This window comes from Bradyrhizobium ferriligni (assembly GCF_056837965.1).
On sequence record NZ_JBXEJO010000029.1, the window covers coordinates 49688 to 66951 of the forward strand.

The 17264-nt window shown below is 57.7% G+C and carries 11 protein-coding genes and 3 pseudogenes; 8 read left to right on the forward strand and 6 right to left on the reverse strand.

What is annotated here, in order from left to right:
- The first annotated feature begins 6 nt into the window (after window positions 1-6).
- The 4 genes from AC1VNY_RS18725 (at window position 7) to AC1VNY_RS18740 (ending at window position 5892) form a co-directional block, all read left to right on the forward strand.
- Window positions 7-1407, forward strand: a complete 1401-nt coding sequence (locus AC1VNY_RS18725; protein WP_482406302.1) for an aminotransferase — start codon at window positions 7-9, stop codon at window positions 1405-1407.
- Between the two features lie 579 nt (window positions 1408-1986).
- Window positions 1987-3498 carry a porin gene (locus AC1VNY_RS18730; RefSeq protein ID WP_482406303.1) on the forward strand — a complete coding sequence of 504 codons (1512 nt, stop codon included), beginning with the start codon at window positions 1987-1989 and terminating at the stop codon, window positions 3496-3498.
- Window positions 3499-3984: 486 nt separating this feature from the next.
- Window positions 3985-5256, forward strand: coding sequence for a diaminobutyrate--2-oxoglutarate transaminase (ectB, locus tag AC1VNY_RS18735; RefSeq protein WP_482406330.1), 1272 nt, complete (start codon window positions 3985-3987; stop codon window positions 5254-5256).
- A 165-nt stretch (window positions 5257-5421) separates the two neighbouring features.
- The gene (locus tag AC1VNY_RS18740; RefSeq protein ID WP_482406304.1) at window positions 5422-5892 is read left to right on the forward strand and encodes a GNAT family N-acetyltransferase; all 471 of its coding nucleotides are present in this window, start codon (window positions 5422-5424) and stop codon (window positions 5890-5892) included.
- A 654-nt stretch (window positions 5893-6546) separates the two neighbouring features.
- Here the strand turns inward: AC1VNY_RS18740 and AC1VNY_RS18745 are convergent.
- The 4 genes and pseudogenes from AC1VNY_RS18745 to AC1VNY_RS18760 form a co-directional block, all read right to left on the reverse strand.
- A pseudogene (locus AC1VNY_RS18745) lies at window positions 6547-6793 on the reverse strand (IS5/IS1182 family transposase); the annotation flags it as partial.
- Window positions 6794-7022: 229 nt separating this feature from the next.
- Window positions 7023-8626: pseudogene (tnpC, locus tag AC1VNY_RS18750) on the reverse strand (IS66 family transposase).
- A gap of 74 nt (window positions 8627-8700) precedes the next feature.
- The gene (gene tnpB, locus AC1VNY_RS18755; RefSeq protein ID WP_482406305.1) at window positions 8701-9045 is read right to left on the reverse strand and encodes an IS66 family insertion sequence element accessory protein TnpB; all 345 of its coding nucleotides are present in this window, start codon (window positions 9043-9045) and stop codon (window positions 8701-8703) included.
- Window positions 9042-9437 carry a transposase gene (locus tag AC1VNY_RS18760; protein WP_482406306.1) on the reverse strand — a complete coding sequence of 132 codons (396 nt, stop codon included), beginning with the start codon at window positions 9435-9437 and terminating at the stop codon, window positions 9042-9044. Before AC1VNY_RS18760 ends, tnpB begins: the two co-directional genes overlap by 4 nt.
- 422 nt (window positions 9438-9859) lie before the next feature.
- Here AC1VNY_RS18760 and AC1VNY_RS18765 point away from each other — a divergent pair, with 422 nt between their 5' ends.
- From AC1VNY_RS18765 to AC1VNY_RS18780, 4 genes are all read left to right on the forward strand, one after another.
- Window positions 9860-10348 (forward strand): SET domain-containing protein-lysine N-methyltransferase, encoded by a 489-nt coding sequence (locus AC1VNY_RS18765; protein WP_482406331.1) that lies wholly within the window; start codon window positions 9860-9862, stop codon window positions 10346-10348.
- Between the two features lie 1233 nt (window positions 10349-11581).
- A complete protein-coding gene (locus AC1VNY_RS18770; RefSeq protein ID WP_482406307.1) occupies window positions 11582-11740 on the forward strand; it encodes a hypothetical protein in 159 nt (52 codons plus the stop codon).
- A 1560-nt stretch (window positions 11741-13300) separates the two neighbouring features.
- The gene (ccrA, locus tag AC1VNY_RS18775; protein ID WP_482406308.1) at window positions 13301-14581 is read left to right on the forward strand and encodes a crotonyl-CoA carboxylase/reductase; all 1281 of its coding nucleotides are present in this window, start codon (window positions 13301-13303) and stop codon (window positions 14579-14581) included.
- A gap of 284 nt (window positions 14582-14865) precedes the next feature.
- Window positions 14866-16515, forward strand: a complete 1650-nt coding sequence (locus AC1VNY_RS18780; protein ID WP_482406309.1) for an MFS transporter — start codon at window positions 14866-14868, stop codon at window positions 16513-16515.
- 211 nt (window positions 16516-16726) lie between these two features.
- Here the strand turns inward: AC1VNY_RS18780 and AC1VNY_RS18785 are convergent, their stop codons facing one another.
- Together AC1VNY_RS18785 and AC1VNY_RS18790 are read right to left on the reverse strand one after the other, a co-directional pair.
- Window positions 16727-17035 (reverse strand): DUF3024 domain-containing protein, encoded by a 309-nt coding sequence (locus AC1VNY_RS18785; protein WP_482406310.1) that lies wholly within the window; start codon window positions 17033-17035, stop codon window positions 16727-16729.
- Between the two features lie 30 nt (window positions 17036-17065).
- A pseudogene (locus AC1VNY_RS18790) lies at window positions 17066-17227 on the reverse strand (transposase domain-containing protein); the annotation flags it as partial.
- Window positions 17228-17264: the final 37 nt, after the last annotated feature.

The following is a 17264-nucleotide window of genomic DNA, read 5'->3' on the forward strand; positions in this document are numbered from 1 at the left end:
ACTGAAATGATCGACATAAAAACCATCGCTGAACGAGATCGCTCGAGTGTCCTGCATCCGTTCACCCAGCTCAAAGAATTCACTCAAGGCAAGATTGGCGATCCTACGATCGTCTCGGGTGGCCAAGGCATTCGCATCCAGGATGCCGAGGGACGCAGCTACATCGATGCCTTTGCGGGCCTCTACTGCGTCAACATCGGGTACGGCCGGACCGAAGTGGCTGAGGCCATCGCTCGACAGGCTCACAAATTGGCCTACTACCACACATATGCCGCCCACACGACTGAAGAGCTGGCGAACTTGTCTGATCGTCTCGTGCGAATGGCGCCGGGGAAGCCAAGCAAAGTGTTCTTCGGCTTGTCCGGATCGGACGCCAATGAAACCCAGGCCAAGCTCGTTTGGTACTACAACAACCTTCGTGGCAAGCCGAAGAAGAAAAAGATCATCTCGCGTGAGCGCGGCTATCATGGTTGTTCGGTTGTTTCCGGCTCAATGACCGGCATGTCGTTCTATCATGATCATATGGACCTCCCTTTTCCCGGCATCTTGCACACAGCCGCACCGCACCATTATTGGGGCGCCGAGCTAGGCGAGACGGAGGAAGCCTTTTCTCGCCGGCGTGCTGGTGAACTAGAGGAACTGATCCTGCGCGAGGGGCCCGAAACGGTTGGCGCCTTCATCGCTGAGCCGGTGTTGGGCACGGGCGGTATCACGCCGCCGCCAACTGGCTACTGGCGTGAAATCCAGACTGTGCTCAGGCGTTACGATGTGCTTCTGATCGCCGATGAGGTGATTTGTGGATTCGGGCGAACCGGGGCGGACTTCGGCAGCACGCTTTACGAGATCGAACCGGATCTGGTGACCGTCGCTAAGGGCTTGACCTCCGGCTACATGCCGCTCTCGGCAGCCATTGTCGGTGAAAAGGTTTATGCGGTCATGGAGGAAGCCGCGGACCGTATCGGGGCATTTTCGCATGGATACACCTATTCCGGGCACCCCATTGCAGCCGCAGCGGCCAACGCCGTGCTCGATATCGTCGAACAGGAACGACTGAGCGATCGCGCCAGGATCGTCGGCTCGCATCTTCAGAAGCGCCTCAAGGAGCGGTTCGCGCAGCTCGAGATCGTCGGGGAAGTGCGAGGCGTGGGCCTACTCGCCGCGGTCGAGTTCGTTGCAGATCGCCACACCAAAAGGCGTTTTGACCCGCAGCTCAAGGTGGGTGCCCGCATCTCGAAAGCCGCCCGCGATCGCGGACTTATTGCGCGCGCGATGCCGCACGGGGACATCCTTGGCTTCGCTCCGCCCCTGGTCGTATCCGAAGCCGAGATCGATGAGATTGTCGAACTCGCGCACGGGGCGACAAAACAAGTGCTCGACGAGCTCTCGAAAGAGTCGGCTATCGCTTGAGGCCGAATTCGAATCTTGGCGATGCGCTCGTTTGCTGGGCTTGAACGTTTCCCTGAAAGATTGGGGTAAAGCATGATCCGGAAAAGTGCGAAGCAATTTTCCGATAAGATCATGCTCAAACAAAGGGCTAAAGCGCGATGACGATTCAACCCAATCTCATCGCGCTTTAGCCCGACAGAGCAGGCTGCGCGCCAAGCGCGCAGCCTGCTGGTGACGCCAAGGCATGAGGCCGCGCCCCTCGTTCCAGCGCCCGACCCGTCCGGGGCTACATAGGCCACAAAGCTCGCCTGGGCCCTATCGATCTGGAGTTTGAGGATGGGTGAAACATCTCGGGCAATAGCCTTATACAAGCGTGGGTAGCGATCTGAACTCGGCTGCTGCTGAGTGTATCGTGGACCTCGTCTTAGAATCGAGTAGACGTCTTAGCGCGCAAAAGCTGCGAGACTTCTCGCTTCGGCGCATAATTTGGAACTTCCAAAGGCCCAGATCGACGAAGCTCGACTCCGGTAACCACGTAAGGTTCTCGCCAAGCACGATCTGTAAGCGACGGATCATGCTTTCAACCTAGGGGGGTTATCGATGAAACTGACGAAGAGTCTTGTCCTCTGTTCTGTTGCAATGTTCGCTGGCGCTGGAGCGCAGGCGGCTGATCTTCCTGTGAAGGCCAAAGCGATCGAGTACGTGAAGACCTGCTCGCTGTATGGAGCCGGCTTCTATTATATTCCCGGCACTGATACCTGCATCAAGCTTGGTGGTTATCTGCGTGTCCAGGCGGGGCTGGCCACGAACGCGCTCTATGACGCGGCCAATAGTGGGGCGGCCGGCGCGCGAAACCGCCTGAGCAACTCCTACAGCACCGGCTCGCGTGAAGATCTGACCATCGACACGCGCACGGCGACAGAATATGGCCTGGTCCGCACATTCTTCGATGCTGTATTCACCTGGAATGCGGGCGGCTATACCGGTGCCGGCTCAACTGCGGTGAATGGGTCGACTGCTTACAGTGGAGCGACCGTCGCTGGTGGTACGCTCGGTGTCTACTACGCGTTCATTCAGTTCGCTGGTTTTACGCTGGGTAAAGCGCAGTCGCAATTCTCCGCTCCCTGGGCAAACTATCCCGGCAACAATTTTGACGGCCTGCCAGGCGGTGGCGGGTGGGACCCCGTCAACCAGTTCACCTATACTGCGGACCTCGGTCAAGGCATCAGCGTCTCCTTCTCGGCCCAGGATCAGGTCCAGCATGACACGACCAACATCTGGAACGTGAGCGCGGCGACAGCCGCAGGCCTTGCGACCGGTGCCTATGGCGGGAACGACATCGCAGGTACAGCGTCTCCTGATATTATTGCCATGCTTCGCGTTGATCAGGCTTGGGGCCTGTTCCAGGCGGCAGTTGCCGCGCACGACAATCACGCCGCCTACTACGGCGCCGATGAAACAACGGGCCATCCGGCCGACAAGTGGGGCTGGGCTGGTCAGCTGGCGTTGTCGATCAAGAACATCCCGACTGGTCCGGGTGACACGATCAACCTGGCAGGCGTTTATACGAACGGCGCGAGCCGCTACAGCTTCCAGGATTATATGTCGACCACCTACGCGATGTACGGCGGCACGGGTCTCGCAGGTGCGTACCAGAGCGTTGGACTTGGTGGAATTTCTGACTCGGTGTTCGTTGCGGGCTCCGGCCAGGAGTTGACCACGACCTACGGCTTTCGCGGCGGCTACACCCACAACTGGGATCCGCACTGGGCGACCAGCATCTACGGCGCGTGGGCTGCGGTGCGATATAACAACACTGCCAAGGGCTATATCTGCGGCGCGTTCGTCACAGCCCTTGCGCTATCAAGCGGCGCCGCCGGCTGCAATCCGGACTTCAACTATTCGGTTATAGGTCTCATGACTGGCTGGACTCCGGTCAAAAACCTGACGGTCTCAGCCGACCTTACTTACACGATGCTTGACCAAAAATACGCGAGCGGAAGCACGGTGACGCTGCCGGTGCAATCAGGGATCGCCAAGCCGGGGACTGTGTATGAGCTGAAAGACCAGAACAGCCTTACGCTTCTGCTCCGCGCTCAGCGCAACTGGTGAGTCCCAAGTCAACCAGCGGAGGGAGAAAACGAAACGGCTCTATTGATCCAAGTTGACCTCCAAGAAGGCCTCCGGCATGCCCGCCGGGGGCTTTTCTTTGGGGCGTTTGGCGTTGAATGTGAACGTCACAAACTTGTTGAACGGCAGACTGCGTTTGCTTGTCTCCGGACAGTGCGCGATCTGCCACCGCGTGTTCCTCAAGCGGAGTTAGAGTCGGTACTGGAATGTGACGAGCCATGTGCCGGCTCCCCTAGGATACTGCTGATCTTAGTAGGTCCGCGATATTCCGTTCTCATGTAAGTACGTGAAAGGGGGCGTTCTTGGAAAGGTGCGTCGCGCAACGCGAAATGACGCGAGTCTCGACGTGCGTGCGTTCGGTCGCTTTGATTTCACAGCCGGTGCATCTGACGAAGCGCGCTTTATTAATCGACCTCTTGCTTGCAAAGGAAACGGATGATGGGCGAGGTACTTGGCGGGCCAGCTAACATGCGAGCGTTCGAAACCCTAGAATCGAACGTCCGCTTGTACTCACGTTCGCTTCCGGATGTTTTCAGCCGGGCACGCGGTTCTATAATGCTGACAGACGGTGGCCGGGAGATCATTGACTTCCTCTCCGGTGCTGGAGCGCTGAACTACGGTCACAACAATCATGAGATCAAAGCTGCTATCATTGAGTATGTCGCGTCGGACGCCGTCATCCACGGGCTTGATATGGCGACTCCGGCAAAGCGCGAGTTCATGGAGACTTTCGACTCTGTCATACTTCGCGAACGGGGTCTGCAGAACTATCGTTTCCAGTTCACTGGGCCGACAGGTGCCAATGCCGTTGAGGCAGCTCTAAAGCTCTCTCGCAAAATCACGGGACGTCAGAACATCATCTCGTTCACGCATGGATATCATGGCTTGAGCCTGGGGGCGACCGCTGTGACCGGTGGTCGTCAATTTCGCATAGCCAGTGGCGTGTCACTGTCTGGTGCGACCTTCATGCCCTACGATGGCTACCTGGGGCGAAGCGTTGACACGACCGAATTCCTGCGGAAGGTGCTTTCGGACAAGAGTAGTGGTATCGATGCTCCAGCTGCCATTCTTGTCGAAACTGTGCAGGGAGAAGGGGGAATCAACGTAGCTGGAAAGGAATGGTTGCTGTCGCTTCAGGCCATAGCAAGGGATATAGGGGCCCTCTTTGTAGTCGATGATATCCAGATGGGGTGCGGTCGGACAGGCGAATTCTTCAGCTTCGAGTTCGCAGGATTGTCGCCTGACATTGTTGTGCTGTCGAAGTCGCTAAGTGGGTATGGCCTGCCATTGTCGATGCTCTTGATCAAAGAGGAGCGCGATGTCTGGCGACCAGGGGAACACACCGCCACGTTTCGTGGAAACAACCTTGCGCTTGTATCTGCTACGGCAGCGATAAACATTTATTGGCGCAGCCAAACGTTTTCACAAGGAGTGCAGCGCATGGGAGAACTTGTGCGTCGCCGGCTTGATGGCATTGCGTCCGAGCATGGAAACAGCTTTTCGGTTCGCGGACGCGGCCTGGCCCTGGGGTTTGATTGCCAAATTGCTGAAATCGCGGAGGTGACGACACGCAAAGCCTTTGAAAAGGGATTGATTATCGAGCGATGCGGCCCCAGTGATCAGGTCATAAAATTCTTGCCTGCGCTCACGATCGATGTGGAGACATTGAATCAGGGTATCGACATATTCGGTGAAGCTTTAGCCGAAACAATGAAACAGACCAGAGGTCGCATGAGTTAGCAAAACCGGTCATCCCGGTGAAGCTAGGGTGGCGGATGTTAGCGCGACAGCGCCAGGTGCTGTGGTTCGCCGACGCTCGAAAGCCAGGCGTTAGACGTGATGGGCAATTGACCGGGGGCGACCGCATGTAGCTAGGTCGCGACAGATCAACCTATACGAGGGACTATGGTACTCACAGTATCGCTCGAACCCGATCCTGCAGCGAAGCGTGCCATTCAACGATCGTTGACCGCTCTGCTGCCCGATTGGTTCAAACAAGGTGACGCAAGTTTGAAATACGCCGAGAAAGCAGAAGTTCTACCTGGCTATGTCGCGCGGCTCGATGGCGAGCCAAAAGGCCTCCTCTTATATAAGAAGCATGCCGATATAGCCGCGGAGATTTTTTGGTTAGCCGTCGATCCGAGGCGCCACCGCTCCGGGATCGGTGGGGCGCTCGTCAATGCGGCGTGCGACAATGCGCTGGCAGACAGACTTAAAGTCCTCCTTGTTTGGACCGATCACCCGAGCAGCGACCACAAGCCCTACGAGGTCACACGCCGGTTTTACGAGGCGATAGGATTCCGTTACCTCACGGAAGAGCATTTTCCCGCCGCCGTAGAGAACCCGCTAGCCCTCTATATGAAGCCGCTCGCGTAATTGGCTATCGTCCAATAATCTCAAATCAGGTGCGATCTCTTGCACATTCCTATGGCCGTTTTGTTCCTCGTGAATTGATGAGAGGCCTAACGGAGAGCCACGGAGCAGTCGTGTGGCACAAGGTTAGTACGTTGATCCATTAAATTTCAATCAATGCCTGGCACGGACTACGAGCCAGACCAGCGATATGGAAATCGCTTGCGCAGATGGTTGACCAAACATATGGGCTCGCTCCTGGCATAGTCGACCTTATTGCGATGAGCAGGGTCACTTAGGGGCATTGACGACTATGCCGAGCGCAAGCGATGCATACGCAACTTCTGACCGGAACTCGGCGCCAGCATCAGTAACTATGTGGATAGGGACGCCCCCTCGTACCGGCACCTGGCACTCCTTCCGCCTTTTTGCCGCGGCGCGTTCGACCTCAATGAGTGCTAGCATTTGCGCTCGTCACAATTAAAAGTAGTGGTGGGCGCTCTTGGCGAGTGCGCTCGATGAAGGTACTTTCGATCGTGTTGAGTGTCGCGCTCTATCAGTGGCGTGGATAGTGAGGAGGCCGCATTCGCAGCGGTAAACTAAGGTGGCTTCGCACAGCAAATCGATATCCGCTCCGTCGTGCTGATATGCGCTGCTCTAGACTAGGTGTGTGGAAACTTATCGCATCCAAACGACAATCGTGGTGCGAGTGACGACTGCGTGGTAATTTCGGGCGGTCTTTTCGAAGCGGATTGCGACGCGGCGAAATTGCTTGATTTTGGTGAAGCAACATTCCACGAGATGGCCTGGGCATAGAGACGCTTGTCGAGTGGATGCTTGAGCGCACGTGACGGGTTGTTGGGATGACAGCCAGCGCCGCCTCGGCAGCGGAGGCTTCGCGCAAATGATCGGCGTGTTGTAGAGTGCGCGTACTGCGAAGACGATAAAGTCGTCATTGTCGTTCGGGCGTCCATAGCCACTGTCGACGACGCGCGAACGAGCTTCCGCTCTCGGGACGTATCGTACAGCTTCTGGTAATCGCTCGCCGCTTCCACCGCGACGCTGTCCTGTGCGGGCGCCAGATCTTCATTTGGCGCCTCGCTTAAGGGATATTACCTGCATCGGATAAGACGTAAGCGGCAAGCTGAGGCCGTTCAGGATTTGAAGTTCCAGGGCATGAGCGCATCGATCTGAGTGATCGGCCAGCGCTTCGCGATCCGATCGAGAGTTTGTGTGAGCCAGGCGTGCGGGTCGACTTCGTTCATCTTCGCGGTCTGCAGAAGCGTGGCGATGGTCGCCCAGGTCCGGCCGCCGCCATGTGACCCGGCGAAGAGCGCGTTTTTTCTCGTGATGGTTTGTGGCCGGATCGCGGCTCAATGGTGTTGGAGTCGAGCTCGATGCGGCCATCGCTCAGGAAGCGCTCGAGAGCGGTGCTCCTGGATGTGGCATAGCGGATCGCCTCGGCGAGTTTGGATTTGCCGGACAGGCGAGGCAGCTCCTTCTCCCACAGATCGAAGAGCGCTTTGACGATGGTGGCAGACTTTTCCTGGCGTGCTTGCACCCGCGTTGCAGGATCTTGGCCGCGGATGTCGGCCTCGATCGCCCAAAGCCCGGCCATTGTCGTGACGGTCTGTGTCGCCAGCTGCGAGCTCTCGTTGACGTGAAGCTCGTAGAATCGCCTCCTGACGTGGGCAAAGCAGGCTGCCAGCGTTACGCCCTCATTGGCGCCCGCGGACCTCGCGAGCCGATTATAGGCGGCATAGCCGTCGACCTGCAGGATGCCGGCAAAGCCTGTCAGATGGCGCTCGACGCATTCGCCGCCGCGGCTGTCCTCGAAGCGATAGGCGACCATCGGTGGACCAATGCCGCCAAATGGCCGGTCGTCGCGTGCATAGGCCCACAGCCAGGCCTTTTGCGTCTTGCCGGATCCGGGAGCGAGCGTCGGCAAGGTCGTCTCGTCGGCGAAGACCCGCTCACCTTGCTTGATCTTCTCCAGCATATAATCGGCCAGCGGCTGCAATTCGAAGCCGACCTTGCCCATCCATTGTGCCATCAGCGATCGGTCTAGATCGACACCGTCACGCGCGTAGATCGCTTCCTGCCGGTACAACGGCAGCCCGTCGGCATATTTGGCCACCGCGATCTGGGCGAGAAGCGCTTCGGTCGGAAGCCCACTCTCGATCAGGTGCGGCGACGCCGGCGCCTGAACTACACCATCGCGGTCGCGATAGATGTATTTCGGGCGCCGCGTCACGATCAGGCGGAACTTCGCCGGCGTCACGTCGAGGCGCTTCGACACGTCCTCGCCGATCAGAACCTTCTCCAGCCGTTCGCAACCAGGAGGCACCTCGGGTTCGACGACGATCTCCACCCGTTCCAGATGCGCTCCGAACTCCTTGCGCGGCCGCGGGGTCCGTTGCGGCTTGTCCTTGCCGCCTGCCTTGGCCAGTTCGGCTTCAATGGCCGCCACGCCGGTAGCAATCTCGTCAAATACGATGGCGATCTGCTCATCGCTGGGCTTGTCGCTGCGCAAGCGTTCCGAGCGCGTGCCGTAAAGCGTGCGCTCCAACATCTTCACGATCGCCGTCAGCTCCACGATCCGCGAGTCAGCCGCCTGGTTGACCGCGCCAAGATCGGCATTCGCCGCAGTCAGTGTTGCAATCTCGGCCTCGATCGCCTGCCGCTCTGCCGCCAAGGCAAGGATCAGCGCATGGGCATCGGCAAGGGTCGTCGGAAGCTCTGCAACGGGCGGCGTCATCGCCGTCCATCACAGCAGAGTCGCCGCCAATCTTCCAAACCTTTCAGCGCCCTGATTCAATTCGCCGCAAGTTATCAACCCACCGATTGCGGGCGCTTCACAACCACCGGACGCACCTTCGTCCAGTCCAGCCCGTCAATCAGCGCGAGCAACTGTGCATGGTTCAGCTGCACCCGGGTCGGCGCAATTTTCGGCCAGCAGAACCTCGCCTCCTCGAGGGTCTTGGCAAACAGGCAGACCCCGCTGCCGTCCCACCAAACCGCCTTGATCCGGTCCGCTCTTTTCGACCGGAACACGTATAGCGCGCCGCTGAATGGGTCAGCTCCGCTATGTCGCACCAGCGCCATCAAGCCGGTCGCTCCCTTTCGGAAGTCGACCGGCGTGCTGGCCACGTAGACCTGAACACCTGCCGGGATCATGCCTGCCGAACCGCCCGGATGACCGCGGCAAGACGCTCAGGCTCCACGTCGCTACCGATGCGCACCGCGACATCGCCTATCACAATTTCCATCGTCTCGCCCGCAACGGCTTCAAAACGCGCGAACTTGACCGGTCGGGCTCGCTTCGAAAGCGGCGCGACCATTCCCGAAGCCAGCGCCTTGCGTCGCCACGCAAACACCTGCGATGGATCAAGCTCGTGAGCGCGCGCGATTGCCGACACGTTCGCCCCCGGCGCGAACGTTTCCCCGACGATCCGCTCCTTCGCCTCTCGCGACCAATTGCGATGGCTCCGTCCCGGACTGACCGCAAGCCGCTCGGATGTCGCCATGATAACTTCGAAGTTCTTAGTGTCAGACCTATGTTCGCTCATATGATCTCCTGGGAACAAATCACCAGGAGATTCTCTGACAATCAAACAACGCCCGCTATGTGGGGTGACCTACACGCTAACGATAAGACTGCCGTTCGAGAGGTAATCGCCTCGCCTGGTCCAGCGGACAAACCGAGGCAGGCAAAACTAATAGGTGCCGAGCGATGAGCTGCGCCAAAGTACGCGTCAGAGCCATTTGCATGCCGTATGACACGTCGAGCAGGCCCCGCGCAGCGCTGGGGCTTGAGTGACGCACCGAGAATATTGGCTACCAGAGTGCATAGGTTGACCGAGCCGTGACCGCACTGTTTAGTTTGCCAGACCGTTGCCGACGAGATGTTGATGGCAACGCAACGGCGAAACAGGTGGTTGAGCACTGTCACATCGCGCCGTCAATCAGGAACCGCGGGAGACCTCGCAATATGAATCAGGATGCTCATAAGACAAGTGACTGGTTCTTTGTCGGACCGTCCAAGATTAACGGATTAGGTCTTTTCTCGAGGAGAACGGTATCGAACTGCGATATAATAGGGAGGCTCAATGGGGTTATTCTACTGCGCGCTACCAAGAGAACCATACAGATCGACCGTCATCGACATCTTTGTAGTGACCACATCGACTTCATCAATCACAGTTGCTGCCCTAACGCTTACATTCAAGTTGAAGACGATAGCATCGTCCTGAACGCCATCGAGAAGATTCGGAGTGAGAGCGACGAAATAACGATCGACTATAACTGCTCGGAGTATTGCCTCGCCGAAAGTTTCACGTGTCGGTGCTGTCCGGTTCCAAATCTTATTTCCGGATATAAATACTTGTTTGAGACAAACCAAGACGGTTACTTGCGTCGCATAAATCGATTCATACTCCCTCATCTCGCGGAAATGGGTCTGAAGATAAGCGGACTTTGATCAATTCAATGAACTGGCCGAACGTGCAGATTCCCTTAGTTGAAGTCAATGTTCTCGCCAGTGAATCGGCTGAGGATTGCCCTTGAGATGCGGGCCGTTACGGAACTTGCGGAACTGGCAAGGTCGACCCGTACGGGTGTTTTTGCCAAAGGGAATGCCCTCAACGGAGATCGAAGATTGCGAAGCCGAACGAGGCGTCCGCCGTGCAGGGCGTTTTTCTCGGCCTGGATCCAGGCGAGCTCAAGATCTACGACGGCTCTATCGCCTTCGATCACCAGTCTGGCATCTTGGGCGTGCGGTTGTGGGAGTGATACGCTCATCGAGGGCGATCGGTCGGCTCAAATATGCCGTCGTGTCCTATCCGTCCGCGGCCGCATGACTGCCGCCAGTCTAGAGATCTTCTGATTGAGCACGAAGGATGGATCTGAGTTTCACCCGACCTCGTTGCGGAAGGCCACGTCTTCGGTGTCCAACTGATACCTGCGAAGGGCTTATTGACAACGGACCGGAGCAAAGACCGTCATCATCCGCTGGTCCCAAATCCTGCTAACAAGGGTTGGGCCGTACCAGCAGTGGCTGGCAGAATATGAAAGACGGGCTGGACCAGTTCAAGATGAGGAGATCAGCCAAACGACTGCGCGGCTTGCCTCGGCTCAACGTGTTTGGGCCAGTCATCTGGACCTTCGGCAATGAGGTACAAGAAGCAACATTCTGCCGCCTATCGTGAGGCTCTAGAAACTTCTCAAAGTCGGGTGCAGGCTGAGACCTCGCTTCCCACATGGGCGATGCGCGCATGTAGCCGTCTCGCTTCTCAAAACTGAGCATAGGCATATTGTAGTGACCATGTCGCGCTCACCGAGCCTCCGTGCGTCAGCAGCGCGAAAATGAGCTTTCAATTGCCATTTGATGCCGTTTCGCCGGCTCACATTCTCCGCGTGGTCTTGGCGAGCATGTTCTACGCAGCACTCGACAGGATATGTTGAGTACGCCTGCTTGCCGGACACGTCCGGCAAGCGCCGGATAAGCTTGACATCGACCGAGTACGCCGTCAGCGCGCGTGCCGTAAGCAGGTCAAGGCTCAATATCGTCGGCCGGGGAGAAGGGAGGGGATCAGCGACACCCGCAGGCAACGATGCACCATCGCGCCTCTATCGCAATTAGACTGTCTACGAGGGTTCGACCAAGCGCGATGCCGGCGAGTGCACTGCAGAGCGGCTTGATTTGGAGTAAAGGATGGTTGCCAAGCTGTGGAAGCCGCGTTTGATCGGGGTTCGCGGCGTCGAATGCGGAGCAGTGATCCTGATGGAGCGATTGATCCAGTGGACAGGTTTATACGCTGCTTTTGCCGTTTTGCCATGCCGGGGCTCTGAAAAAACACAGTGGCGACGATAGTTCCGCACGTGTTAGAAATGTGCCGGCCACTCAAACCTCAGCTATCGCCTCGGTTGCGCATGTTCCGGCGATTCGATGTTCGCAGCCACGGCAGGAACGCCGGCGTGACGCTAACTCGATGCCGAACGGCGGGCCTAAGGTCGAGGAGAACAGGCGCACTACCTGCTAAGTCTGAGACAATATTACCCTTCGGTACCATTACGATACGTCAGCCACCCGTCCTAACGAGAGTTGCGGTCGCCTTCGTAGACCTTCGCCCGACACAGCCACTGCTCGCTTCGGGCTTTGCAGTCGGTCGCCATTTCGAAGATCTGATGGCAAACGGCGATTCGCTTTGAAGACGAGACCAGGCCCATTGAAAGACAGACGCGTCGGACAGCTTGCCCAGTTATCTAATTGTCGTCATGTCATTCCACCCAGCAGCTCGCGGTCCACGAGCATGGTTGAAGGTCAGTAAAAGAGACGACCGACGCTGTCTTCAATCTAATCCTCTAATCCTTGTTCGATTGATGCCCGCGACGTCGAAAAGCCGACAGAAGCGCCAAGCTTTCCACGGGAAGTTCGTCGCCATCCGGGTTTGATCCGTCAAACAAGGCACGGATCAGATGCCACGAGTGGCACGCTCATTGCTAGGATGAGGGACACAGAGCCGGCGCGAACGCGGTGGTTCGCTGCAGGGGCTACCGATGAGACTTGCGCGATTAGTCGTAACGAGTGCGCTGACGAGGCCTGGACTCGGCGGCACCAAAGTCACGAACTTCGATGACGGGACCGAGGACTTTAGCAAGCCGGCTAAGGAGACTATTGCAGGTTTGACACAGAAAGCCTGCCGGAAGGTCGTGCTGAGCTTCGGCGTATGCACACGGTGTTGCGGCCGAATCAATCCAACCGCGTCGCTCCAGGTGATTCTCTCGGACGATGCGCCCTGCAGCAACACCGAGAAATTTGTGGCCTCACCAACATCAACCAAGGTTTGGAGTAACGATGTGGCTCTACGCCGCTTCTATCAGGTCGACATGCCAGTGCCCTTCGGATTCAAATTTCACTGCGCGCTTATTCGAGCGCGAGAAGTCAAGCATCGTTCCAGCCGAAGACCTCCAAATAGTTTGAGTTTGTAAGATGCCAGCTGAGGATTATCCCGCTCCAAAGCAGGACAGGAACATGAAGTTTCACAAAACTCCCTCAATGCGGTCCAAAGGCGTCGATAGTCTCGGCAGGGAAGTGGCAACTGGGTCGCCTGAAAAGAGAAGGCCGCTTTTGGCAGATTATCCGAGAATCGCATCATCCAGCGACACCTCGTCGAGGTGCGGTGCGAAATCGTACTCCACATATCTGTTAACTTTCAGATCACCGATACGAGGCACGCGGGTTGACATGTCGCGCAATTGAGGAGCGGCTCATTCGTGCTCCCCGTCCGAACTTTGATGGGCCATCTCTCGCCACGGCCAGCTTCCAGCACGAAATCGCAGGAGGCAAGCACCCGGCACCGGCGCGGCAAGCGCCACGTGAGCAGCCAACTTCGTCAACGCATTAGTAGATTCTCATTCTGTTGAGGGACACATGAGCGGAATTAATCAACACAGCGAGTCCGGTCCGTCCGCCGCGAACTATGCCCAGGTGGCCGCAAAGGATCTTTACGAGATCGGAGAACTTCCACCGTTGGGGCATGTACCGAAGCACATGTATGCCTGGGTTATACGCCGGGAGCGACACGGCGATCCAGAGTCGGCAATGCAGATGGAAGTAGTTGATACGCCCGCCTTTGGTCCAGACGAGGTCCTGGTTATGATTATGGCTGCAGGAGTCAATTACAATGGCGTTTGGTCGGCTCTTGGAGAGCCTGTCTCGCCGTTTGATCTGCATCACGCCTCCCTTCACATCGCCGGCTCCGATGCTGCGGGGATTGTTTGGGCGATCGGCAAACGCGTGAATAGATGGAAACCCGGTGATGAGGTTGTTCTACAGAGTCATCAGGACGACGGCGACGATGTCGAGTGCAATGGCGGCGATCCCATGTTATCTGCTTCTCAGAGGGCTTGGGGTTATGAAACTCCAGACGGATCCTTTGCGCAATTCGCGCGCGTTCAATCGCGACAGCTACTGCCTCGACCAAGGCACCTAAGTTGGGCGGAAAGCGCCTGCTATACGCTCACGCTGGCCACCGCATATAGGATGTTGTTTGGTCATCGGCCCCACATCATCCGACCGGGCCAAAATGTTCTTGTGTGGGGAGCGGCTGGCGGCCTTGGCTCAATGGCCATCCAACTCGCAGTTGTGGCGGGCGCAAATGCAATAGGCGTCATTTCGGACGAATCGAAACGTGATTTTGTGATGTCATTGGGAGCCAAAGGAGTTATAAACCGTATGCATTTCGACTGTTGGGGTCGACTTCCGGATGTCAACGAGCCCACTATGTACGGCGACTACATGAAGAGGGTTCGCCGGTTTGGCAGAGCCATTTGGGACATTACCGGAAAGGGAAACGACGTCGACATTGTCTTCGAGCACCCGGGAGAAACGACCTTTCCAGTCAGCAGCTTCGTCGTGAAACGAGGCGGAATGGTTGTCTTTTGCGCTGGGACCTCAGGTTTCAATCTCACGATGGATGCGCGTTTCGTCTGGGTACGGCAAAAGAGAATTCAAGGTAGCCACTACGCGAGTCTGTACGAAGTGTGGGAAGCGAACCGCCTTGTTACTGAACAACGCATCGATCCGTGTCTTTCCGAAGTGTTCCCGTGGGAGGAAATGTCGCGCGCGCACCGGAAAATGTGGAGGAACCAGCATCAACCTGGAAACATGGCGGTTCTTGTCCAAGCAAGCACAGCGCCGCCTGCCAGATGAAGGCATTCGATACTGCTGTTGCTCTATGTTTAGTCCCGAACTTTGATGGTGCATTCTTGTCGAACGGTTCGAAGTATGCGCTATGGGACAAGTTCTACACGGCTGCGCCAACACCACTGAGCGCAGTCCGTCGAGCAATACAAAAAAGTAGAGGGGGCCTGAGAGCACTCGCCAAATGCTACGGCAATGTTCACGCCACGTATCGTGGCAATTCCTGACTGACATCGATCGGGAATTCGGAGCGAGATGATCCGCGTCCCAAAAAATCCATCGAGCATGTCACCATGACGCTCAACGCCGATGCTCTTGCCGCTCCCCTGCGCAATCCCACGTTTCGGCGCATCTGGCTCGCCAGCGTCTTATTCAATCTTGGGAGCCTGATCCAAGGCGTCGGCGCAGCTTGGGCGATGACACAAATGACGTCCTCTGCGGACAAAGTGGCCTTGGTACAGACGGCGCTGATGCTACCGGTTATGCTGATTTCGATGCCAGCTGGCGCAATTGCTGATGTGCACGACCGGCGTATTGTCGCGATGGTGGCGCTCGCCATCGCGTTCGCAGGGGCGATTGGGCTGACGGTCTTCGCCTGGCTCGAGCTGATCACGCCAGCTCTCTTATTGGCGCTCTGCTTTGTCCTTGGCTGTGGCATGGCGTTGATGGTACCGGCGTGGCAAGCTTCACTCAGTGAACAGGTGAGCTCGGAGAGGCTTCCCGCGGCGGTCGCTCTCGCTGCAGTCAGCTATAACGTTGCGCGTAGTGTAGGACCCGCGATCGGCGGCGCCGTCGTGGCGAGCGCAGGCGCCGTATCGGCCTTTGCGCTCAATGCGGTGCTTTATCTACCGCTGATTCTCGCGCTATCCCTTTGGAAACGGGGCACCGAGCCCTCACGTTTACCTCCTCAACGGCTTAGCCGGGCTATGATCGCCGGAGTTCGCTATATCAGTAATTCGCCGGCAGTTAAAACCGTGCTGGCTCGCTCGATGGTGATCGGAGTCATCGGAAGCGCGATTATTGCGTTGATGCCGTTGGTGAGCCGCGACCGGCTGCATGGCGGCGCGCAAACTTACGGCATCATGCTTGGCGCCTTTGGTCTCGGGGCGGTGATCGGTGCGCTCAACATCGCTAGAATATGCAAACGCTTGAGCGGCGAGACAGCTATCCGCGCCTGCGCATTGGCGATGGGCGCAGCGTTCGCGGGGGTGGCGCTAAGTCCCGAGCCGGCCTTAACCGCCGTCGCCTTGGTCGTGTCGGGAGCCGCGTGGATAATGGCGTGGGCGGTATTCAACATCAGCGTTCAGTTATCGGCGCCGCGCTGGGTCGCCGGGCGTTCGGTTGCGGCATACCAGGCAGCAAGTTCCGGCGGCGTTGCCCTTGGCAGCTGGGGCTGGGGCTGCTTGACCGACTGGACCGGGGTAGAGATTGCGCTCTTAGTTGCGGCCGCTCTTATGTTCGTCTCTCCCGTGTTGGGCCTATGGTGTGGTTTGCCGCGTATCGATCCGCCGGGGCAGGAGGCTGCGGTACCTGCTGATCCCGAGGTGCAGCTCGTGCTGTCCGCACGAAGCGGGCCTCTGGTAGTCGAGATCGAATATCGCGTGATTCAGGACAATGCCCGTGCATTCCATCGTGTGATGCAGGAAGTGCAATTGCTGCGGCAGCGCAACGGCGCCTATGGCTGGTCAATTGCCCGGGATATTGCCGATCCTGAATTGTGGACGGAGCGCTATCAATGCCCTACGTGGCTCGACTATTTGCACTACCGCAACCGTTCAACCGAACCGGAGCGTGCAGTGGAACGTCAAGCAGTGGCTTTTCACGTCGGATCCACGCCGGTGCGCATCCGTCGGATGCTGGAACGGCCGTTCGGCTCGGTTCGGTGGAAGGATGACACTCCCGACCACTCGACCAACGATGTGCTGCCGGTGATCCTGAGCTAGCGGACCAGAGACCGATTTGTGTTGGCGACCTAAAAGAGTTGTCGGGCGAACGCTCCTCTGGTGGAGGCAAAAGCGCTCGAAGCTTCTGATGATACGATCCGGAGCGAAGGTAACTTTGCCGCCGGACGGCGTTATAGGTCGTAATCGAGTGATCCATCCGGTGAGGGCCGCGGGGGTGCGTGAACTTGCAGGGCTCCGACGCTTCCGCTGGTTAAGTTGGATGGAGCAATCCGTCGGATCTTAGCGTGTCGATCGCGTCGGCAAGGGTGAGGCCGCGATGCAGGCGGAACCATTGTCCGGTGTGACGGTGCCATTGGATGTCGAAGCGATTACGGCTGATCCGGTTGAGGCGGGCGAACGAAACGAGGCGTCGAACTCTTCGCCAAGATTCTCCGGCAAGCCGGAGCGGTAGCGTTGAATGAACCGATATTTGGTGCCGTGCTACTTCCCCAGGATGTCGACGGGTAGTTGAACTGTGTCGGCCGGATAGTGGGCAGGAACGTACGCATCCGATCAACACTCCGGCAGGCGCACCGGTATGCCGCGGCGCTCAGGCAGTAGCCGCTTTGGACTGTTGGGTCGCCTTCCAATTCCACGGGAGCAGGTCGGCGACTGTGTTGACGGGGTGATCTGGAAGCCTGGCCAGCACGTCAGCGAGCCAGGCCTGCGGATCGACATCGTTCATCTTGCAGGTTTCGATCAGGGTATAGATGCGGATTCCGACGAAGTCGCCCAGGCGTACCGATATG

Bases quoted from the DNA above. Each gene is read 5' to 3' on its own strand.
- AC1VNY_RS18770 (WP_482406307.1), top strand. From the start codon at position 11,582: ATGGTTGCCAAGCTGTGGAAGCCGCGTTTGATCGGGGTTCGCGGCGTC.
- AC1VNY_RS18725 (WP_482406302.1), top strand. From the start codon at position 7: ATGATCGACATAAAAACCATCGCTGAACGAGATCGCTCGAGTGTCCTG.
- tnpB (WP_482406305.1), bottom strand. From the start codon at position 9,045: ATGATCCCGGCAGGTGTTCAGGTCTACGTGGCCAGCACGCCGGTCGAC.
- AC1VNY_RS18780 (WP_482406309.1), top strand. From the start codon at position 14,866: ATGACGCTCAACGCCGATGCTCTTGCCGCTCCCCTGCGCAATCCCACG.
- AC1VNY_RS18760 (WP_482406306.1), bottom strand. From the start codon at position 9,437: ATGAGCGAACATAGGTCTGACACTAAGAACTTCGAAGTTATCATGGCG.
- ectB (WP_482406330.1), top strand. From the start codon at position 3,985: ATGCGAGCGTTCGAAACCCTAGAATCGAACGTCCGCTTGTACTCACGT.
- ccrA (WP_482406308.1), top strand. From the start codon at position 13,301: ATGAGCGGAATTAATCAACACAGCGAGTCCGGTCCGTCCGCCGCGAAC.
- AC1VNY_RS18730 (WP_482406303.1), top strand. From the start codon at position 1,987: ATGAAACTGACGAAGAGTCTTGTCCTCTGTTCTGTTGCAATGTTCGCT.
- AC1VNY_RS18740 (WP_482406304.1), top strand. From the start codon at position 5,422: ATGGTACTCACAGTATCGCTCGAACCCGATCCTGCAGCGAAGCGTGCC.
- AC1VNY_RS18765 (WP_482406331.1), top strand. From the start codon at position 9,860: ATGAATCAGGATGCTCATAAGACAAGTGACTGGTTCTTTGTCGGACCG.